21 protein-coding genes are annotated in these 19,871 nt (G+C 43.1%); 12 read left to right on the forward strand and 9 right to left on the reverse strand.

Features of this window, described 5'->3' with window-relative positions:
- Position 1 precedes the first annotated feature (1 nt).
- Complete coding sequence (locus tag CVU62_09050) at positions 2-667, forward strand: MBL fold metallo-hydrolase (protein PKN37857.1); 666 nt, start codon at positions 2-4, stop codon at positions 665-667.
- A 26-nt stretch (positions 668-693) separates the two neighbouring features.
- Positions 694-2,379 carry an energy-dependent translational throttle protein EttA gene (locus CVU62_09055; GenBank protein PKN37858.1) on the forward strand — a complete coding sequence of 562 codons (1,686 nt, stop codon included), beginning with the start codon at positions 694-696 and terminating at the stop codon, positions 2,377-2,379.
- A gap of 26 nt (positions 2,380-2,405) precedes the next feature.
- Here the strand turns inward: CVU62_09055 and CVU62_09060 are convergent, their stop codons facing one another.
- Entirely contained in the window at positions 2,406-2,735 is a 330-nt protein-coding gene (locus CVU62_09060) for a hypothetical protein (GenBank protein ID PKN37859.1), read from the reverse strand.
- 340 nt (positions 2,736-3,075) lie between these two features.
- Between CVU62_09060 and CVU62_09065 the strand changes: the two genes are divergently transcribed.
- The gene (locus CVU62_09065; GenBank protein ID PKN37860.1) at positions 3,076-3,609 is read left to right on the forward strand and encodes a carboxymuconolactone decarboxylase family protein; all 534 of its coding nucleotides are present in this window, start codon (positions 3,076-3,078) and stop codon (positions 3,607-3,609) included.
- A 198-nt stretch (positions 3,610-3,807) separates the two neighbouring features.
- Here the strand turns inward: CVU62_09065 and CVU62_09070 are convergent, their stop codons facing one another.
- Positions 3,808-4,134, reverse strand: a complete 327-nt coding sequence (locus CVU62_09070) for a hypothetical protein (GenBank protein PKN37861.1) — start codon at positions 4,132-4,134, stop codon at positions 3,808-3,810.
- A 151-nt stretch (positions 4,135-4,285) separates the two neighbouring features.
- Here CVU62_09070 and CVU62_09075 point away from each other — a divergent pair, with 151 nt between their 5' ends.
- Positions 4,286-4,486: a hypothetical protein gene (locus tag CVU62_09075; GenBank protein PKN37862.1), complete on the forward strand. Its 201-nt coding sequence runs from the start codon at positions 4,286-4,288 to the stop codon at positions 4,484-4,486.
- Here CVU62_09075 and CVU62_09080 read toward each other — a convergent pair.
- Positions 4,479-4,844: a hypothetical protein gene (locus CVU62_09080; GenBank protein PKN37863.1), complete on the reverse strand. Its 366-nt coding sequence runs from the start codon at positions 4,842-4,844 to the stop codon at positions 4,479-4,481. The two genes, CVU62_09075 and CVU62_09080, sit on opposite strands and share 8 nt — an antisense overlap.
- 496 nt (positions 4,845-5,340) lie before the next feature.
- Here CVU62_09080 and CVU62_09085 point away from each other — a divergent pair, with 496 nt between their 5' ends.
- Positions 5,341-7,092 carry a sodium-independent anion transporter gene (locus tag CVU62_09085; protein PKN37864.1) on the forward strand — a complete coding sequence of 584 codons (1,752 nt, stop codon included), beginning with the start codon at positions 5,341-5,343 and terminating at the stop codon, positions 7,090-7,092.
- A gap of 30 nt (positions 7,093-7,122) precedes the next feature.
- Here the strand turns inward: CVU62_09085 and CVU62_09090 are convergent, their stop codons facing one another.
- Positions 7,123-7,422, reverse strand: a complete 300-nt coding sequence (locus CVU62_09090; GenBank protein ID PKN37865.1) for a ribosome assembly RNA-binding protein YhbY — start codon at positions 7,420-7,422, stop codon at positions 7,123-7,125.
- A 413-nt stretch (positions 7,423-7,835) separates the two neighbouring features.
- Between CVU62_09090 and trxB the strand changes: the two genes are divergently transcribed.
- The 5 genes from trxB (at position 7,836) to CVU62_09115 (ending at position 11,806) form a co-directional block, all read left to right on the forward strand.
- A complete protein-coding gene (gene trxB / locus CVU62_09095) occupies positions 7,836-8,783 on the forward strand; it encodes a thioredoxin-disulfide reductase (GenBank protein PKN38062.1) in 948 nt (315 codons plus the stop codon).
- A gap of 24 nt (positions 8,784-8,807) precedes the next feature.
- The gene (locus CVU62_09100; protein PKN37866.1) at positions 8,808-9,653 is read left to right on the forward strand and encodes a prolipoprotein diacylglyceryl transferase; all 846 of its coding nucleotides are present in this window, start codon (positions 8,808-8,810) and stop codon (positions 9,651-9,653) included.
- Between the two features lie 15 nt (positions 9,654-9,668).
- Positions 9,669-10,613, forward strand: coding sequence for a hypothetical protein (locus CVU62_09105; GenBank protein ID PKN37867.1), 945 nt, complete (start codon positions 9,669-9,671; stop codon positions 10,611-10,613).
- A gap of 4 nt (positions 10,614-10,617) precedes the next feature.
- Positions 10,618-11,397 (forward strand): hypothetical protein, encoded by a 780-nt coding sequence (locus CVU62_09110; GenBank protein PKN37868.1) that lies wholly within the window; start codon positions 10,618-10,620, stop codon positions 11,395-11,397.
- A gap of 85 nt (positions 11,398-11,482) precedes the next feature.
- Positions 11,483-11,806: a cytochrome C biogenesis protein CcdA gene (locus CVU62_09115; protein ID PKN37869.1), complete on the forward strand. Its 324-nt coding sequence runs from the start codon at positions 11,483-11,485 to the stop codon at positions 11,804-11,806.
- Between the two features lie 140 nt (positions 11,807-11,946).
- Here CVU62_09115 and CVU62_09120 read toward each other — a convergent pair whose 3' ends face one another.
- Together CVU62_09120 and CVU62_09125 are read right to left on the reverse strand one after the other, a co-directional pair.
- Positions 11,947-12,498, reverse strand: a complete 552-nt coding sequence (locus CVU62_09120; GenBank protein PKN37870.1) for an NADPH-dependent FMN reductase — start codon at positions 12,496-12,498, stop codon at positions 11,947-11,949.
- A 148-nt stretch (positions 12,499-12,646) separates the two neighbouring features.
- Positions 12,647-13,015 carry a hypothetical protein gene (locus CVU62_09125; protein ID PKN37871.1) on the reverse strand — a complete coding sequence of 123 codons (369 nt, stop codon included), beginning with the start codon at positions 13,013-13,015 and terminating at the stop codon, positions 12,647-12,649.
- A 369-nt stretch (positions 13,016-13,384) separates the two neighbouring features.
- Here CVU62_09125 and tkt point away from each other — a divergent pair, with 369 nt between their 5' ends.
- Positions 13,385-15,442: a transketolase gene (gene tkt, locus CVU62_09130; GenBank protein ID PKN37872.1), complete on the forward strand. Its 2,058-nt coding sequence runs from the start codon at positions 13,385-13,387 to the stop codon at positions 15,440-15,442.
- Positions 15,443-15,456: 14 nt separating this feature from the next.
- On the forward strand, positions 15,457-17,151 hold the full coding sequence (locus tag CVU62_09135) for a glucose-6-phosphate isomerase (GenBank protein ID PKN37873.1): 1,695 nt from the start codon (positions 15,457-15,459) through the stop codon (positions 17,149-17,151).
- Between the two features lie 118 nt (positions 17,152-17,269).
- Here the strand turns inward: CVU62_09135 and CVU62_09140 are convergent, their stop codons facing one another.
- From CVU62_09140 to CVU62_09150, 3 genes are all read right to left on the reverse strand, one after another.
- Positions 17,270-17,839 (reverse strand): nitroreductase family protein, encoded by a 570-nt coding sequence (locus CVU62_09140; GenBank protein PKN37874.1) that lies wholly within the window; start codon positions 17,837-17,839, stop codon positions 17,270-17,272.
- A gap of 48 nt (positions 17,840-17,887) precedes the next feature.
- On the reverse strand, positions 17,888-18,532 hold the full coding sequence (locus CVU62_09145) for a site-2 protease family protein (GenBank protein PKN37875.1): 645 nt from the start codon (positions 18,530-18,532) through the stop codon (positions 17,888-17,890).
- 161 nt (positions 18,533-18,693) lie between these two features.
- Positions 18,694-19,692 (reverse strand): hypothetical protein, encoded by a 999-nt coding sequence (locus tag CVU62_09150; GenBank protein PKN37876.1) that lies wholly within the window; start codon positions 19,690-19,692, stop codon positions 18,694-18,696.
- Positions 19,693-19,871: the final 179 nt, after the last annotated feature.

Here is a 19,871-nt window from a genome sequence, read left to right on the forward strand (position 1 = left end):
CATGATATTAAAAAACGATATTTATATTTATGAATGGACCAATCCTTTTGAAAATAACTGCAACAGTTTCTATATCGGCGGCAATGTACAGGCGTTAATTGATCCCGGATTAACCGGATACGTGCCTGATCTGCTGAATAAAATGTCCGCCGATGGTATTAAAAAAGAAGAGATCCGCTACGTCATCAACACCCATTCTCATCCTGATCATTTTCAGGGTTCTGAAATTTTTGATCAGGAAAAAGTTAAGGTCGGGCTGCATACAAAAGAAATTGAATTTTTAAAAGGAGATGGCGGCGAGTTATACAGCCTTTTCGGAATCAACGTTCCCAAGATGAATGTAAATTTCCCGCTGGAAGAAGGCGACGTAGCTTTGGGAGACCAAATATTTAAAATAATTCTTGCCCCCGGCCATTCACCCGGATCCATCGGTCTTTACTGGCCAGGGCAAAAAGCATTGTTCTGCGGTGATGTGATTTTTGACCAAAGCGTCGGGCGAACCGATTTTCCCGGAGGCAACGGCGCTCTATTAAAGAAAAGCATCCTTGCTTTTTCTAAACTTGATCTGGAACTTATTCTTCCCGGACACATGGGCATCCTCTCCAGCAAAAGCAGCATCAAGAATAATTTTAATTTAATCATTCAGGGAATATTCCCTTATATTTAACGTCTGCTTTACGGAGAAAATTTTTTATGGCCAATGAAGGAAACAAGGTAATTTACTCCATGATCGGGGTAAGTAAAATATACGAAAAAAAACCGGTACTTAAAGACATATATCTGTCTTATTTTTACGGCGCGAAAATCGGCGTTATCGGGTTAAACGGCTCCGGGAAAAGTTCTCTTCTGAAAATTCTCTCCGGTGTGGATACAGATTTTCTAGGGAAGACTATTCTTTCTCCCGGTTACACGGTTGGCTATCTGGAACAGGAGCCTCGTTTGGATGAAGCCAAAACCGTACGGCAAATTGTGGAACAGGGTGTGCAAAGCACCATGGATTTAATCCATGAATACAATGAAATAAACGAGAAGTTTGCCGAGCCGATGTCGGATGATGAGATGGCAAAACTCTGTGAAAGGCAAGGCGCCGTGCAGGAAAAACTCGACGCACTTGACGCCTGGGATATCGATTCGCGTCTGGAAATGGCCATGGACGCTTTGCGCTGTCCGCCCGGCGATACGTCGATAAAAGTTCTCTCCGGTGGCGAAAGACGCCGCGTGGCGCTGTGCCGTCTGCTTCTGCAAAAGCCGGACATTCTGCTTCTGGATGAACCAACCAACCATCTGGATGCCGAATCCGTTGCTTGGCTCGAACATCATCTGCAGAAATATGAAGGCACCATCATCGCCGTCACTCACGACCGCTATTTCCTCGATAACGTCGCCGGCTGGATTCTGGAGCTCGACCGCGGACAGGGCATTCCCTGGCAGGGCAATTATTCTTCATGGCTGGAGCAAAAACAAAACCGCCTGAAAAATGAAGAAAAGGCGGAAAGCGACCGAATAAAAACTCTGGAGCGCGAGCTCGAATGGATTCGCATGTCGCCCAAAGGCCGGCACGCCAAATCCAAGGCGCGCATTAATGCTTACGAGGAACTGTTGGGAAAAAATATGGATAAAGAATCCGGCACGCGGGAAATATTTATCGCGCCGGGACCCCGTCTGGGCGATCTGGTGATTGAAACCAAAGATGTAAACAAAGGTTATGGTGAAAAGCTCTTGGTAGATGGTATGAGTTTCACTTTGCCACCCGGCGGTATCATAGGCGTAATTGGTCCCAACGGCGCGGGCAAGACCACGCTGTTTCGCATGATCACCGGACAGGAAAAACCAGATTCCGGCGACATACGCATCGGTGAGACAGTAAAACTTGCTTATGTTGACCAGAGCCGCGACACACTCGATTCCAATAAAAACATCTGGGAAATGATTTCCGACGGACAGGATATTATTCCCATAGGAAGTCGACAGATTAATTCACGCGCTTATGTCTCGCGATTTAATTTTTCCGGAACAGACCAGCAAAAGAAAGTAGGCACTCTTTCCGGCGGCGAACGCAACCGCGTTCATCTGGCACGCATGCTCAAGGAAGGAGCCAATGTGCTTTTACTTGATGAACCGACCAATGACCTGGATGTCAACACGCTCCGTGCGTTGGAAGATGCGCTGGAGAGTTTTGCCGGTTGTGTCGTCGTCATCAGCCACGACCGCTGGTTTCTGGATAGAATATGTACGCATATCCTGGCATTTGAAGGTGAAAGCAAGGTACTTTTCTTCGACGGCAATTATTCTGAATATGAGGAAGACCGCAAAAGAAGACTCGGCAGCGCCGCCAGCCAACCCCACCGCATCAAATACCGGCAACTGACCAGAAGATAGCACCACTTTTAAAGGAAAGAATTCTATTATTCCGACTGGTCTTTTTTCCCCTGGTGTTTATCTATTGATTTTCCGCCAACTCTTGTAATACTTACATCACCTGGTTCAGCAGAAATGAACCAATTGTCCAAATCAAACTGAATATTGCTAACATGGGGCAGGTTCATTAATTCCGATACCAAAGCTTCAATGTTAGGAAGACTCAAGTCTTCCTGAGATAATTTACTCAAACTGCCATAGAAATGTATTGTTTTATTGACACAAGAATAGTTGATTTTCGTCATATCAACATTGCGGCTTACTAAAATTTGTTTCACTCTTCTATTGGTTTCATACCTGGAAAATTCATCTGACATAAGTGCCTTATCGTAAATTGATTGCTTTTATTTTAAAATTAAACAAAATTTGGATCAATGTCAATCTCTTATGCGGCTACTAACAATAAGTTATGATTATCTCTCTCTATAAAATAAGCATGCCTTCATCAAAACTCTTGCAGAGAAGCTCTTTAGAGAGAAGAACGACCTCATTTAATAGAAATTACCGGACTGAAATTATCGACCATGATCCCTATAACGCGAAAGAACAGGCGCAATCAATGTAGCAGTTTGATATTCCGGATACAAAAAGACTTGATAAAAAACGTCACCTTATATTATAGGCAATGCATTCTATGCTCAAAAAGAGGAGGTTGTCTTGGCACGCATACCATATTTTACAGCGCAAGATGCTCAAGCGGATCCCAATAAACTGGCATTGCTGGGAAAAGAACCTCAAATGAACATTTTCAAGATCATTACCCATGCCACATATCCGATTGCCCGTAAATTCATTACTTTGCCCGCGTCGGTGCTCATAAACGGCAAAGTCAACCCGATACTGAGAGAGATGGCCATAGTTCGGGCCGGCATTCTTTGTCATTCGGAATACGAAGTGCATCAACATCTTAAAGTCTCCCGATGGGTAGGCATGCCGGAGGAGAAGATTGAAGCACTTAACATAGGTTCAAAATCACCTGTTTTTTCAGAGGTTGAACGCCTGGTGCTTCGTTTTACCGAAGAGATGGTTCAAAATCACAAAACCAGTGATGAAACTTTCACTGCACTGAGCAAACACTTTTCTTATGAAGAAATGGTAGAACTTTCTATTGCCGTGGGATGCTACATGATGATAAGCATTTTTCTCAACACTTTCGAAGTCGATATTGAAGACCAGCCTTTATCTCCCTAAGGCTGAATCAGCCGGATCTTAATCTTCTTTTTTTAAGCATTAATGAAATATCAACAGACTATGTTATTGTACATTGGTTTTTGACGGAAAAATAGAATTTATTTTCCCCTTAAGAAGATTGCATCAAAAAAAACCGCCCTCATGGTGAGTTTTGAACCATGAGGGCGGACGTTTGAAAATAAACGCTTATGTACTTTCTTAAAAAAAGTTATAATTTAACAATTTGGTCATACATGGCGTAATAGCTTTCACCAGTGGGCTGTTTATTACAGAAGTAAACAACTTAGACGTACCTACCTGGGTCAAAAAGGTTGTAAATTGAGCATCGCTAACGCCCCAGTAGTTTAAACTACTTTGAACTCCAGTGATTAAACCACTAATAAGTTGAGCACCGGTTATCTGACCTGTGACCATTTCCATTTCATTTTCGGTCATTGCCTGCATCTCAGCTTTTGCAGTTAACGGAACAATCGTTATAGCCAAAACAAAAAATAAAACCATGATTCCTGTAATTGCTTTCTTCATTTTCCATTCTCCTTTATTTTTTAAGAAACCAACAATTTCTTCCTTATGTAACTTCAAAGGATAACCAATAAAATCATCTAAAGCATGGGGTTAAAACGAACAGAAACGTACAGGATGACATGGTCAACAATCAGAAGGAGAAACGTACCGCTTGAAATACAGGTTTAAATTTATAATAATACTCTTTTTATTTTTGTCAAGTAAAAATGTATACGTTTTTCAATATGTAGAAAAATTCCATTCTGGCGGGGCATTAATCAATATAAATACATATACTTACGTCCTCATGGTTTGGCCTTTTAAAACCATGAGGACGGGGAATTTACAAAAATATATTGATTTACTTAATTAATTGTACACAAAGCTTTTATTACATCTTGGGGAACTTGAAAGTTCAATAATAATTGAACAGTTGGTTGAGAAGCTGTCCCCAGGTCACTGTTAATCAGAGGCATTGCCAGAGGCATTGCTAATGATGCTATGCTACTTCCAACTGTCGTAACTACTGCAGGACTAAACCCTATTTTTAACATCGTAGATCTAAAAATGCCATCACCCGTTCCAACAAGGCCGGCTAAAGATACCTGACCTGAAACCATTTGCATTTCATTATCGGTCATAACTTTCATTTCTGCCTTGCCATTTAATGGAATGAGCGCCACGGTTACAACAAAAAACAAAATTATGATTCCTGTGATTATTTTTTTCATTTTTTTCTCCTTTTTTTCTCCTCTGTTAATAAGACGTCAACATTCTTTTTCATACATCACTTAAAAGTAATAAGCTTTATACAACCAAACGCATAAGCAATTTGAAATAGGCAGAAACGTACAGTTTGGAAGGGACAATCAAAAGGAAAAACGTGCAACATGAAATTTCATTCATATAATAATGTTTTTTTTACTTTTGTCAAGCAAGATAAATTATAATATATAAATATAATGTTATCGCATTGTTAGACAACAAGGAACGTCTTTCTCATACCAAATAAACGTGATGGCTATAATCAAAAAATAGATCAAATTAGAATTGACACTAAGGTTTCGAATTTCCTGAAGTGTCTGCCATGTAAAGCGTATTTATGAACGCAATTAACTCCATATTAAAATTGCTTTATTTTTAAAAACACATCAGTTAAACAAACAATCAACAAAAAAGATTTTTATGATTATGAATAAATAACTATTCATTTAATGAGGTATATTTTTGGAAGAAAAAAATCCCGCTGCTAAACTTTTTGTTCATCAGTCTCGTCCCCGTGGTCTATCCAAATGGATTCCTCTTATCGAAACACTGAGTAATTACAAAAGTGACTGGGTCATCCATGATATAATTGCCGGTCTGGTGCTAACCGCTATTCTAGTACCGGTAGGTATGGCTTACGCATCAGTTTCGGGTTTGCCAGCTATTTATGGTCTTTATGCCACAATAATACCCCTTATCGCTTATGCTCTTTTCGGACCCAGCAAAATTCTGGTTTTGGGACCGGACTCGGCTTTGGCCGGCCTCATCGCTGCGGCAATATTGCCCCTTGCCGCGGGCAATCCCGATAAGGCCATCGCTCTCGCCGGAATGCTGGCAGTGCTTGCCGGCGCTTTGTGTATTTTAGCCGGTCTCGTTAAATTCGGTTTCATTACCGACCTTCTTTCCAAACCGATCCGCATAGGTTATCTGAACGGAATCGCGCTCACAGTTTTAATCGGTCAGTTGCCGAAGGTTCTCGGTTTTTCAGTCAGCGGCAATAATTTTTTACTGGAAACAAACGGTCTGATACAAGGCATTGTGAATGGACAAATAAACTGGACATCCTTTATTATCGGATTTTCATGCTTGATCATCATTCTTGGTTGCAAGAGCTGGTTCTCAAAGATTCCGGGTGTACTAATCGCAGTAGCAGGCGCAACAATTATCTCTTCCTGGCTTAATTTATCCGTAAGTTCCGGAATTGCCGTGGTCGGGCCATTGCCACAGGGACTGCCTCAATTTCAAATTCCCCTGGTTTCTTTTGAGGAATTCAAGGCTTTGTTTGCCGCCGCGGTGGCCATCGCTCTGGTTTCGTTCGCCGATATGAGCACTCTCTCCCGAACCTTCGCCATGCGTACCGGTCACAAAGTTGATAGCAATCAGGAAATCATCGCTCTGGGCGCCGCTAATGCGGCCGCAGGATTTTTTCAGGGATTTCCTGTCACCAGCAGCGCCTCACGCACACCGGTAGCCGAATCGGCAGGAGCTAAAACACAAATCACCGGTTTGGTCGGTGCATTATGCATCGCCCTTCTATTGATTTTCACTCCGAATCTGCTCAAAAATCTTCCTCAGGCAGTGCTGGGCGCCGTAGTCATCTGCGCCTGTATCTATCTTTTTGAATTTCATGTCGTTGCGCGTTTATATAAATTGCGACGGGAAGAATTCGTTTTCTCCATGGCGTGTTTTCTGGGTGTAATTTCTCTGGGCATCATCAAGGGTATCTTTATTGCCATAGGTCTGGCATTAGTCGCTTTCATCTGGCGAGCATGGCATCCTTATGATGCCGTGCTCGGCCATGTGGAGGGACTGAACAGTTATCATGACATTTCCCGCCATCCAGAGGCCAGACTTATTCCCGGATTGGTACTTTTCCGATGGAATGCGCCGCTGTTTTTCGCCAACGCGGAGACTTTCCTTGAAAATATACTGCGCGCTGTAGCCGACGCTCCGACACCAACCAAGTGGGTTGTCGTGACGGCTGAACCGATTACCGATGTAGACACCACGGCAGCGGACATGCTGGCTGAACTGGACAACTCTCTGCATCAGGCGGGAATGGATTTGGTTTTCGCGGAAATGAAAGGTCCGGTAAAAGACATGCTCAAGCGTTACGGCCTTTTCAACAGGCTTGGCGTTGATAATTTCTTTCCAACGATTGAACAAGCCGTAGAACGATATCTCGCTGTGCATAAAATTGACCAACCGGATTAGACGGATATAAAGAAGACTATGTAATTAAGATTATGGTATTTTAATTTTTCTTTTTTCCGGGTCCGGGTGTTGACGGTAAAAGATTGCGATATTGCCAATGAGTCCGATAAGTTCACTTTTGGTGGATTGGGCTATTTCTTCGGAGATTTCTTTTTTGGTTTCCTTGAACTCGCCGAATTTTACTTTGATGAGTTCGTGATCTTTCAGGGCAAGGTCAACTGAACCGATTAAATGGCCTGTTACGCCTTTTGTCCCGACTATCACCAGCGGCTTTAAATGATGTGCCTGCGAGCGTAAATATTTTCTTTGCGAACCTTTAAGTTTATCCATAAATGTTCCTTTTGACGAAAAACTCTTACCATAATTAAATCGAATAATAAACTTTTTAATGAGACTCGCTGAAAAATCCCAAGTTTTGGGGCTATTCAAAAGCTTGTCCCGTACTTGATACGGGATGTTCAGATGCAGGCACGCAAGAAACCGAACCGCGAGGCGTATATTTACATACGTTGAGCGGTGCGGTTTGCAGCGATCCCGCTTTTATCGGGACAGATGAGAGCATTGTAAAGCCTACGGCTTTTTCCGACAAGGAAGGTGACTAGTTATAATTGCGCCTCCCTACGTGAATACGCTCCCGGTCAACAGCCCCAAAGGTCTTATTTTAGACTTTACAAATTCCATTTATATTGATTAGAGTATAAGTGTATTATTCAAGAGGAGGTTTATCAGTGAGCAAAGCAAAGTTGCCTGAATATGATTACGATACGATTATTATTGGCGGCGGACCGGCCGGCTATACCGCAGGAATTTATGCCGCCAGAAGCGGGCTGAAAACATTGCTCGTGGAAGGAGCGGCAACGGTCAGCCAGATAACAATTACCGATACAATTGAAAACTATCCGGGAATTCCAGACGGCATCAACGGTTTCGATCTGATGCAGTTATTTAAAAAACAGGCTCTCAATTTCGGACTGGAAATTCAAGCCAATGATGTCTCGTCAATTAAAAAAAACGCCGGTACACCATTTATCTGGGATATTGTAGTGCAAAATAAATCGTACAGTACTTTAAGCGTAATTGCCGCGACCGGTGCGCAATGGAACAAGTTGGGAGTTCCCGGCGAAGAGGAATTCGCCGGCAAAGGCGTTTCTTACTGCGCCACCTGTGATGGGCCGTTTTATAGAAACAAGGATGTTGTTGTTGTGGGCGGCGGCGATACGGCTATTCAGGAAGCTTTGTTTCTGACTCATTTTGCCAGAAAAGTTACCGTGATTCATCGTCGCGACCGTCTGCGCGCGGCGGCAATTCTGCAGAAAAGAGCGTTCGCGGAAAAAAAAATTGAATTTATCTGGAAATCAAAACTCGCTGAAGTTACCGGGCAGGAATTTGTTACCGGCGTAAAAGTAGCCGATGTTGAATCAGGCAAAATTAACGAATTTGAAGCGGAAGGAGTTTTTATATTTGTCGGCCGAATTCCTCATACGGACATTTTCCGAAATATCTTAAAACTGGATGCGGGCGGCTACATTATATCAGATGAAAACATGCGCACATCAGCGGCAGGAATATTTGCTGCCGGTGATTGCCGCGCCAAACAGTTCCGGCAGGTGGTAACAGCTGCGGGCGACGGAGCCAATGCCATTTACAGCGCCGAGTTATACGTCGAAGAACTCAAAGGCGAATCATACTAAAGTTAAAACAGAGAAAATATAATCATGGAATCTTTCATCAATGCCTGGCAGCAATTACCTTCGCAGATAAGCCCATCTCTTTTCAGCATAGGATCATTTCAACTGCGCTACTACAGTTTGATGTATCTTGTTGCTTTTGTCATCGTCTATTTTCTAACCATCTATCGTCTTAAAAGTGAAAATTACGAATATACGGCGGAAACGGTGCAGGACTATCTCGTTTGGGTAATGCTTGCTTTGATTTTAGGAGGACGGTTCGGTTATGCCTTATTCTACAACTTCGGTTATTATCTGCAACATCCGCTAGAAATAATTTTACCCTTCGATTTTTCCAACGGAATTAAATTTGTCGGACTCAGCGGCATGTCTTATCATGGAGGACTTATTGGCATCGTTATTGCCACTATATTATTCTGCCGCAAAAGTAAGATTGATATCTGGAATTTCGTTGATCTTTTCTGCCCGGCCATACCGCTGGGTTACACTTTCGGCCGACTCGGCAATTTCATCAATGGCGAATTATATGGCCGCGTAACCGCTGTACCGTGGGGAATGTATTTCCCCTTAGATTCAACACACAGCCTGCGCCATCCTTCCCAGCTTTACGAAGCGTTTTTCGAAGGAATTGTTCTTTTTATTCTGCTGTGGATTATTAGAAAAAAGAAAAGTTTTGACGGACTACTTCTGGGAATATACCTTTGCGGCTACGGTTTTGTGCGTTTCTTTATCGAATTTTTCCGTGAACCCGATTATCAACTTGGTTTAGTTTTAAGCTTCATGAGCATGGGACAGGTTCTTTGCTCGCTGATGATGATAGCGGGCATAATTATCATCATATGGCGCAGACACGTCTCAGTTTCAACAAAATAAGCAGGAGTTTGCATAATGACTTTGTGGTGGATATTTTTTGGTGTTTTTATCTTTGCTATGCTCGCTTTAGACCTCGGTGTTTTTAACCGCAAGATTCACGTCATCAAAATGAAGGAATCCTTGCTTTGGACGGCTTTCTGGGTGACCCTGGCGCTCTTGTTTTGCGCGGGCATTTTCTTTTTCCACGATGAAGGCCACTCCAAAGCGATGGAGTTTTTTACCGCTTATATCATTGAATACTCTTTGAGCATCGATAATCTTTTCGTCTTCATGCTGATATTCAGGTTTTTCAACGTGCCGCACTCTTATGAACACAAGGCTCTGTTCTGGGGAATATTGCTGGCGCTGATTACCCGCGCGATTTTTATCTTCGCGGGCGTCGCGCTCATCAATACCTTTAGTTGGGTAATGTATATTTTTGGTGTTTTCCTTATTTTTACCGGCATCAAAATGGCCTTGAACAAAGAAACCGAAGTTCATCCCGATAAAAATATCGCCATCAAAATGCTGCGTTTTTTCATTCCTGTGACAAAAGAATTTCAGGAAGCCAAGTTTTTTATCATTAAAAACGGCAGGCGTTTTGCAACTCCCATGCTGGCCGTGCTTCTGGCGCTGGAAACCACCGATATCCTGTTCGCTGTTGATTCCATCCCGGCGGTTCTGGCCATTTCCAAAGATCCTTTTATTGTTTATACTTCCAATGTCTTCGCCATTCTTGGCCTGCGCTCTTTGTTCTTTGCTATTTCCGGTTTGATGAAATTGTTTCATCTACTGCATTACGGTCTGGCGGCAATCCTGAGTTTTGTCGGCGTTAAAATGCTTATTGAAGATTTTTTTCACGTACCGGTCGGAGCTTCTCTGATTGTAATATCCTCTATTCTTGTTATTTCGGTTGTAGCGTCCATAATATGGCCGGATACAAAGTATGAAGATATTCCTCAGATAACTATAGAGAAGTAATATTATGCAAACAGAATATTTAAACGCTTCTCAAGCGCAGTTGAAAAAATGGGCAAGGCTTGACGACACCAAGGTGCGGCAAGAGGAAGGAATCTTCCTGGCCGAAGGCGTCAAGGTTGTCGAAGAGCTGCTGACTAGCGACTGGCAAATAAAAGCAATACTGGTTATGCCCGAAAAAATACAATACCGGGAGAAGCTCGCACTGCCAGCCGCCGAAGATATTCTCATTTATCAACTCACACGTTCCCAATGGCAAAAAATTGGACAGGACAGAGAACCGGAAGGAATTATGGCTGTAGTCGGTATGAAACAGGCACAAAATTTTTCTTCATGGCTGCCTAAAACTTCCGGCAATATTTTGATTTTGCATGAAATCAACAATCCCCTCAATCTCGGAGCGCTCATGCGCAGCGCGCGATGGTTCGGCTTTGATGGAATAATTTTAAGTGCTAACTCGGTGGACTACACCAATCCTAAAGTCGTGCGCGCTTCCATGGGCAGTATTTTCCATCTGACAATTATCCCCGATATTGATTTGTCTGCCACATTGCCGGAAATTAAAAAACGCTTTTTTCTCATTGGCTCTGATGTACGCGACGGTTTACCGCCTCATCCGGTCCATAAAAAGGCAGCTCTGCTTTTGGGCAACGAAAGCCACGGTTTGCCGGAAACCATTTTAAGACTAGCCGATGAAAAATGGAGCATTCCCGGAATCGGTAAAGCCGATTCCCTGAGCTTGCCGCAGGCGGCCGCGATTATGATGTACGAATGCACACGACCTTGAAAAAAACTCATATGTCCCGATTCCATCGGGATTGCGCTGCATGAACTCCTCTCCCTTGAGGGGAGAGGTCGGGTGAGGGTGAAAAATGAAATCTTACATTCAAATATCTACAACAACCGAAACCAAAGAACAGGCACAAAAAATTGCCCGATATTTAGTCGAACAAAAACTGGCCGCATGCGTGCAGATCTCCGGCCCCATTGAAAGTATTTATCACTGGAAGGGAAAAATGGAAACCTCCAGAGAGTGGCTTTTACTGATTAAAACACGGGAAGACTTATTTAAAAAAATTAAATCCTCCATCAAAAAACTGCACTCTTACGAAACACCGGAAATCATCGCCGTGCCGATTATTAAAGGGAGCAAGGAATATCTGAACTGGCTTGATGACGAGCTATCCCATTCCTAAATCAAAGCGCTATTTTTGTTGGCATAGCCTGCCCCGGCACAGGCTGGGATTGTTGGCTTCCTCAACGTATTTATAATACGCCTCTTTGCCTCCAGCTAGCATCCTCGATATCATCCTTGATTTAGGAATAGGATTCGGTATTAAACCGCGTGCTTCCTCACCCACGCGACATATTTGTCCATCCAGCTCTGCATGAATTTTTTACTGTCTACCCCGATGTTACCGGTCTCGTCAAACAATCCGTCTTTCATCTGGATAAAAGCTTCAGGCTGACAAAGTGTTGGGGCGTTCAATGCGGAGAGAATATTGCGTAAATGCTGCTGCGCCATGGCGGTTCCAGTAGCGCCGCTTGAAACACCTAGAATACCGGCAGGTTTTCCGGCCAAAGAGTTCAGGCCATAAGGACGCGAGGCATGGTCGATGGCGTTTTTAAGCACACCAGGTATTGAACGATTGTATTCCGGAGTGACAAACAAAAGTCCCTGAGCGCTTTTGATTTGGGTCTTTAGCCGCTTGACCGGCTCGGCCTGATTCGCGTCGTCTTCCTGATTGTAAAGCGGCAGATCATTGATTTGCGCGTGCTGGAAAAAGAACTCCTGGGGCGCCAACCTTATAATGGCATCAGCCAGTTTGCGATTGAATGAATCCTTACGAAGACTCCCGACTATAACGGTTATTTGGTATGTATTCATTGAGGCCTCCTTTCAAGATCACCGCAACGTCCTGATTTATTTTTCAGGAATAATCTTGTTATTTTCTACAATGACTAAATTTGAAAAGAATATTAGCACGAAAATCACCAATAATTCAATGACGTGAATATCTGGACTTTGCCGTTGGTCATGACTTTATCTTCCCCGGTTTTCCAGCTTCGCCGTCGGTAAGATCACACGATTTTATAAGGTTGTCGAGCTGTCCTTCGGTGAGCCCGCTGCCCAAAACACCTTCAATACGCTTGATCGCCCGTCCCTTTTCAAAAAAGATTACCGTCGGCACTACTTCAATGTCGTATGTATCTTCACATTCCCTCACTTGATCGGTCATCATTCGGCAAAATTGCGGATCGTTATCAAGGGCATACTTATCGAAGATTGGCAGAAATCTGCGTGAGTGAGGGCACCACGAAGCATAGAAAAGAACGAAAACCCTCTGGCATTCTTTTAAAACAGCAGTGAGTTCGGCTTCGTTTTCAATAATCCTGTTTATCATTCCTCTTTCTTTCGTTATATTCACCGTGAAAGGATTATAGCATCTGTGCCTGTTTGTGCATGAAAGTCTAACTAAACCGTTGTTTATAATATATTATCTTCCTGTATTTATTTTATAATATTTTTTTCATAAATGAAATTTGAAATATTTTTCAAGAAAAGTTTTAAAAACCTTTTAAATATGTTAATACACTTCCCATATTCTTATACCATTTCGATTTCAAAGGATAACGAGGCGGCGAGGAGGAGGCTCCGCAGACGTATATATCGATACGTTGAGGATACCGACCCCGGCCTGCGCCGGGACAGGCTAAGCCAATAAAGTTAGCCGAAAAAATAGGAATGGTACAAATATTTTTAAGGAGACTATATGTCCGATAAAAACGAATTGGAAAATAAATGCATTGATACTATACGTTTTCTGGCTGCTGACGCGATTGAAAAAGCCAAATCCGGCCATCCCGGCATGCCGATGGGAGCTGCCGCCGCTGCTTTTACCTTATGGACAAGACATTTGAAACACAATCCCAAGAATCCTCAGTGGCCTGATCGCGATCGCTTTGTTCTTTCCGCCGGTCATGCATCAATGCTTTTATACGCCCTTTTGCATCTCACCGGTTATGATCTTACTCTTGACGATATTAAAAATTTCCGTCAATGGGGAAGCCGTACACCGGGTCATCCCGAATACAAGCATGCTCCCGGTGTGGAAGTAACCACAGGGCCCTTGGGACAGGGTTTGGCCAACGCCGTAGGCATGGCTATTGCCGAGACGCATCTGGCGGCACGCTTCAACCGCGAAGATGAAAAATTGGTTGATCATTTTACTTATGTCATGGCTAGTGACGGCGATATAATGGAAGGTGTTGCCGCTGAGGCCTGTGCTCTGGCCGGTCACCTGCGCTTGGGAAAACTTATCGTTCTTTATGACGACAACAAGGTAACTCTTGCCGGCGCAGCTTCTCTTTCCTCTACGGAAAATACCGAACAGCGTTTTAAAGCTTACGGCTGGCAGGTGCAGAAAGTTGCCGATGGAAACGATGTTGCCGCTATTGACCGAGCCATCAAAAAAGCCAAACGTGAAATTGAAAAACCTTCATTAATTTGTGTTCAATCGACAATAGGTTTCGGCGCACCCTGCAAACAGGGGAAATGTGACGCACACGGTTCTCCGCTGGGAGCCGATGAACTGCAAAAAACAAAAGAAGCTCTATGCTGGACTACGGATTCGACTTTTTATGTTCCCGAAGATGTTCAGAAATATTTCCGCAAGGCTATTTCACGCGGTAAAAAATGCGAGAAGCAATGGCAGGACACTTTAAATACTTACCGGCAAAAAGAAACTGCTCTTGCCGCGGAATTTGAACGATCAACAAAAGGCGACCTGCCGGATAATTGGGAATCGACATTAAGCGAATTCCCCAACGGATCAAAAGACGTGGCGACACGCAAGGCAGGAGAAATTGTAATGCAGGCCATCGCCTCAAAAGTACCCGAACTTATGGGCGGCTCGGCTGACCTTAACCCTTCTACTTTTACCTGGCTTAAAGGAATGGGCGACTTTCAAAGTCCTCTACTTCCCAAAGAAGGTTTGCACGGCATGGTGGGAGGTTCGTGGGATTATACAGGTCGCAACATTCATTTCGGGATAAGAGAACACGCAATGGGATCGATTACCGTAGGCATGGCTTTACATGGCGGCCTTATTCCCTATACGGCCACTTTTTTGACCTTTGCCGATTACATGCGCCCACCTATGCGCCTGGCCGCGCTGATGGGCTTGCGCGCTATTTTTGTATTCACGCATGATAGCATCGGCTTGGGAGAAGACGGCCCCACGCATCAGCCGGTGGAACAAATTATGAATTTGCGTCAAGTGCCGAATATGACCGTTATCCGTCCGGCCGATGCCAATGAAACTTTAGAGGCTTGGAAAATTGCTATATCTAACACCAGCGGCCCGACAACGCTAATCTTCAGCCGTCAAAATCTACCGGTGCTTGATCGAAGTGTCTGCGGTGCCGCATCAGGTGTGAGACGCGGCGGTTATATTCTGTGGGAATCGGCGCCTAATCCCGAATTGATTTTAATATCTACCGGTTCGGAAGTTTCCTTAACGCTAACGGCTGCCCGTAAACTCACTGAAAATGGAACAAAGGTAAGAGTTGTCTCGCTCCCCAGCTGGGAAATATTCGATCGTCAAACGCAAGAATATCGTGACAGCGTTTTGCCGCCGGCGATAACTTCTCGGATTGCCGTGGAGACCGGAATCAAGCTGGGATGGGAACATTACGTGGGGCTGCAAGGTATGATCATCGGCATGGAAACATTCGGCGCCAGTGCTCCGGGACCGGTGCTCTATGAAAAATTCGGTTTCACTGTTGAAAAAATTGTGGCAGCAGCAAAAGAATTGTTCCTTCGCGTCTAAAGGGAGAAAAACAAATGAATAATGAATATATTTCTTTTTCTCTGGGAATATATCAAGATTCAATCATGAGCGCATTGGATCAAATGCGCCGCGACAATACTATCGGCCGCATCTGGGCAAAAGACTATACCGTCTGGAAATCATCTCCTGATGAAATTGTCAACCGATTGGACTGGCTTGACGCACCATCGGAAACATTAGAAAAGATAACCTATATTCGCCAAACTCTTGAACCATTCATCAATGGCAGCATTAATGACGTTGTTTTACTGGGAATGGGTGGATCGATTTTGGCTGCTGAAGTATTCAATCAAATATTCGGCAGTGAGGATGGTTATCCTAAGTTACATGTTATTGATACAACAGATCCGATTTCAATATCTCGTTTTACTCAACGCCTGAATTTTGAGAAGACTATTTTTCTTGTTTCCTCAAAATCGGGAAAAACGATGGAAGTTGCATCCCTCTTTCATTTCTTCTATAACTTAGCCCTCGAAAAAATAGGAGATTCTGCCAGTAATCACTTTATCTTTCTTACCGATAAAGGTAGTGCCCTGGAGGAATTGAGCAAAAAGCTTTCTATTCAGCATGTATTTTCAAGCGATTCGAATATCGGGGGACGTTATTCAGCTCTTTCCATAACGGGAATAGTTCCCGCAGCACTTATCGGCGTTGATGTGGAAATACTTCTGCTATCAGCAATAGACGCTCAACAACTGGAAAAAACTGAAAACTTTTCTGGTGAGTTTGCCGCCACCGGAGCCGTATTAGGCGCGACTCTGGGCACATTGGCGCGGCAAGGACGAAATAAAATCACCTTTATTATGTCGCCGCAGTGGGCTCCTTTTGGCAACTGGCTGGAACAACTTATCGCAGAGAGTACGGGCAAGGAAGGAAAAGGAATCCTGCCTGTTCTTGATGAACCGTTGGTAGACCCGTGTGTTTACGGTAATGATCGCTTATTTGTTTTTTTTCAAAATGCAGCCGTTGATAATTCGACAAAAATCAACGGCCTTGTTGAAGCCGGACATCCTGTAATTACTATCACTTCCAATAATCGTTACGATCTGGGCAGCCAAATGTTTCTTTGGGAAATGGCTACAGCCGTAGCCGGACACTTTTTAGGTATCAATCCTTTCGATCAACCGGACGTGGAAATAACAAAGGCGCATATCCGCCGCATGATTGCAGTTTATCGCGAGCATAAAGAACTTCCTTATGAGTTATCTTCTTTAACAACTCCGGAATGTGTTGTTTATGGAGGGCCACAAGCTCTTACTTTGGCCGATAAGTTCAATAATTTTCTTTCTGAAGCGGATAACGGTGATTATTTTTGTTTGCAGGTTTACTTAAACCAGTCGCCGGAAGTGGATGAAGCGCTATGCACTCTGCGTGAAACGATTTTTATCAAATATGGACTCGCTGTAACAAAAGGTTATGGACCAAGGTATTTGCATTCAACCGGACAATTACACAAGGGCGATTCCGGAAATGGGTTATTTATCCAGTTGACACAAGAAAATTTCTGGGATGTTGATATTCCCGATGAAATCGGCAATAAAAAATCTTCGCTCACCTTTGGCACGCTCCAAGCCGCTCAGTCTCAGGGCGATTGGCAGGCACTGAAAGACGCGGGACGAAGAATAATTCGTTTTCACTTCAGGACAAATCCCGTTGCCGGGCTAAAAAATCTTACCGAAATTCTTTAATACTACAAGTTATGTCATTGCTCATCTCATTCGGGCAATTCAGTTCACTTGTTTCCTGGATTCTCTTGTCTCGCCCATGCTCGCACAAGAATGACAGAGGTGAAGGGACATTTTTATTTTAACTGATTACTCTGAGAATCTGTGGAGCGTGTCGTTCGGACGCTGCTGGTATATTCTCAGGATAGCCGATAATAATCGGCGCTACAATACAGCAGCCATCGGGAATTCCCAATAAAGCTTTTGTTTTAGGATCGCGGATTTGTGAACCCAACGCAATCCAACAGGTTCCTAATCCTCTTGATACCGCGGAAAACATGATATAACTCGCCGCCAGCGCGCAGTCAACATCAAGCGAACCTACGCTTGTCGAACCGATAACGTAAATCAGACATGGCGCATTATAAAAAACATTGAAATTTTTATCTTTCAGCACATCCGCATAGGCAGGATTAAAAGATGCTTTATTTTGAGCAAAATCGTCGAGGAGGTTTGCTTTGCTTTCATCGGAGAGAGCTTTAATAGTATTTTTACAATTGACGATAGAAAACCGGCAGGGCTGGCCGTTACTGGCTGAAGGCGCCAGAGTAGATTCCTGCAGGATTTCCTCCACCATCTTCAAAGGCACTTCTTTGTCCTGAAAATCACGAATAGATCTTCTTTTTTTTAATAACTCTGTGAATGTCATCATAACAATATCTCCTTTTTGTTAATGATTATAATTTCATCTATCAATATTTTACCCGGCGCCGATTGCGCGTAGAATCAAAGATATAAACATGACTATGATATTTTGAAACAAGTTTATCACCGGATTAAGCGCACCTAAAAAGAGCAATCCGATAACAATAAAAAATCCAAAAGGTTCCAGTTGATTCAGTACCTTGTTTGCAGATTCCGGCGCAAAACCCATAAGTATTTTAGAACCGTCAAGCGGCGGAATCGGGATTAAATTAAACGCTGCTAATATAATGTTAATATGGGCCAGCAAAAGAAAGACTTGCCCGGCCATCCCGGAAGGTTCAGGAGAAATCAGCTTCAATAGAAAAAGCGCGACAAAAGCGAAGATAATGTTTGCCGTAATGCCCGCCGCCGACACTAAAATAAGACCTTTTCGTCTTTTATCGCCGGGAATATTTCCCAGATTCACCGGAACTGGTTTTGCCCAGCCGAATCCAACAATCAGGAGCATCAAACTTCCGAAAAGATCGAGATGCTTGATAGGATTAAGCGTCAGTCTTCCCAGCCATTTAGCCGTTGGATCACCCATTTTATAGGCAACCCATCCGTGAGCCAGTTCATGAAATATTACCGAATATAACAGGAGAACCGACAATATTACAAAAGACAGCGGATCTTTAATTAATAATTGTATTAATCCCATAGTAACATCCTTATACCAATTTGCTTTCTTTGGCTAACTTTGTTGGCTGCGTCTGTCGGCTTCCTCGACGTATTAGTAATACGCCTGCGGAGCCTCCTCCTTGCCGCCGCGTTATCCTTTGAAAGCAAAATGGCATTTAGTTGCAATTTTTGTTTTGCTCTTTACAAATCTGTATTTGCTTTCGTTTTCATTATCATAGACCCCTCTGGGCGACCATTTGCCAGCTCGGAGAAATATCCATATCTTAAACCTATAATCAGTGCAACAATTCCCATAAAAAGTTCAACGACTGTCAGCAATATACGTGTCGCGATAGGCAGAATCAGCGCGGCTTCTATGCCGGAAAATTGTCTCAGCATAAAAAACATCGTTCCCTCCCGGACACCAAGTCCGCCCATGCTGAAAAAAGCAACATAACCAGCCATCGCCGATACGGAAATTGTTGCCATAATAGCAATCATACTGGTCAAAGGTATTTTCATGTTGAGTCCCCTGGCAAGAAAGTACATTGCCACTCCCAAAAGAATATAAGAAAAAAAATAAAATAATTGGGTATACACAAATATTATTTTCTTGGTTTTCAATGGTTTTATTTCAACTCTAAACAAACGGTTTACGGGAACTATCAGAAAATTTATTATAGAATTGTTCCACACAATAAAAACAAAATCCAGAACAATCAATAAAATAAATGTCAAAATGGAAATTCCCAACGTTGTAACCCGCACACAGAAAAGATAATAATAAGATGCAAACATGGCTGACACAAACGCCAGACAAATGAAACTTACCATATTGATGTAAATGAGAGCTACGTTAGAAATCCTTTTCGATGACATTAATGTTATTTGCGCCGCGTAAGTCCAAATTTTCCCGGGAATGTACTTAAACATCGCTGAAGTGCAGTAAAGAGCGTAACTTTCAGAATAATTCAGTTTTTCGTTCAGATAATTATTTACGTAAATCCTCCACACGAAAGGCCCTGACAATAAAGCGATACTTCCGATAATAATTGACACAAAAATATAATAAGGATTAATACTGAAATCATACGTGCTTATCAAATCCGCGTTAGCCTTGTATTGCAGATAGAAAAAATATACCGCAGCGATCATCACTGCCAGAGTAAAGCTGTACCGCAGAATTTTTCTAAGGCTCACTTCATTAGTCTCCGAATTAAATTGTCAGAGGATCTTTCCCGGAATGTTCGAAATTCGTTATGGAATATTCGCGCCGCGCCAAGCGTGTAAAGATATATGATAATTGGTATTTTGTGTCAAAATAATTCTGGGAATAAAGCATGGGAAATATCTGAGCTAAAAAATACTTGACAACGAGT

The organism is Deltaproteobacteria bacterium HGW-Deltaproteobacteria-2 (assembly GCA_002840505.1).
Taxonomy (GTDB): Bacteria; Desulfobacterota; Syntrophia; order Syntrophales; family Smithellaceae; genus Smithella.

What these genes read in the sequence shown, in the direction of transcription:
- CVU62_09050 (PKN37857.1), top strand. Translation starts at nt 2, where the DNA reads ATGATATTAAAAAACGATATTTATATTTATGAATGGACCAATCCTTTT.
- CVU62_09060 (PKN37859.1), bottom strand. Translation starts at nt 2,735, where the DNA reads ATGTCAGATGAATTTTCCAGGTATGAAACCAATAGAAGAGTGAAACAA.
- CVU62_09140 (PKN37874.1), bottom strand. Translation starts at nt 17,839, where the DNA reads ATGATGACATTCACAGAGTTATTAAAAAAAAGAAGATCTATTCGTGAT.
- CVU62_09080 (PKN37863.1), bottom strand. Translation starts at nt 4,844, where the DNA reads ATGAAAAAAATAATCACAGGAATCATAATTTTGTTTTTTGTTGTAACC.
- CVU62_09055 (PKN37858.1), top strand. Translation starts at nt 694, where the DNA reads ATGGCCAATGAAGGAAACAAGGTAATTTACTCCATGATCGGGGTAAGT.
- tkt (PKN37872.1), top strand. Translation starts at nt 13,385, where the DNA reads ATGTCCGATAAAAACGAATTGGAAAATAAATGCATTGATACTATACGT.
- CVU62_09090 (PKN37865.1), bottom strand. Translation starts at nt 7,422, where the DNA reads ATGGATAAACTTAAAGGTTCGCAAAGAAAATATTTACGCTCGCAGGCA.
- CVU62_09110 (PKN37868.1), top strand. Translation starts at nt 10,618, where the DNA reads ATGCAAACAGAATATTTAAACGCTTCTCAAGCGCAGTTGAAAAAATGG.
- CVU62_09070 (PKN37861.1), bottom strand. Translation starts at nt 4,134, where the DNA reads ATGAAGAAAGCAATTACAGGAATCATGGTTTTATTTTTTGTTTTGGCT.
- CVU62_09100 (PKN37866.1), top strand. Translation starts at nt 8,808, where the DNA reads ATGGAATCTTTCATCAATGCCTGGCAGCAATTACCTTCGCAGATAAGC.
- CVU62_09120 (PKN37870.1), bottom strand. Translation starts at nt 12,498, where the DNA reads ATGAATACATACCAAATAACCGTTATAGTCGGGAGTCTTCGTAAGGAT.
- CVU62_09125 (PKN37871.1), bottom strand. Translation starts at nt 13,015, where the DNA reads ATGATAAACAGGATTATTGAAAACGAAGCCGAACTCACTGCTGTTTTA.
- CVU62_09145 (PKN37875.1), bottom strand. Translation starts at nt 18,532, where the DNA reads ATGGGATTAATACAATTATTAATTAAAGATCCGCTGTCTTTTGTAATA.
- CVU62_09105 (PKN37867.1), top strand. Translation starts at nt 9,669, where the DNA reads ATGACTTTGTGGTGGATATTTTTTGGTGTTTTTATCTTTGCTATGCTC.
- CVU62_09115 (PKN37869.1), top strand. Translation starts at nt 11,483, where the DNA reads ATGAAATCTTACATTCAAATATCTACAACAACCGAAACCAAAGAACAG.
- CVU62_09135 (PKN37873.1), top strand. Translation starts at nt 15,457, where the DNA reads ATGAATAATGAATATATTTCTTTTTCTCTGGGAATATATCAAGATTCA.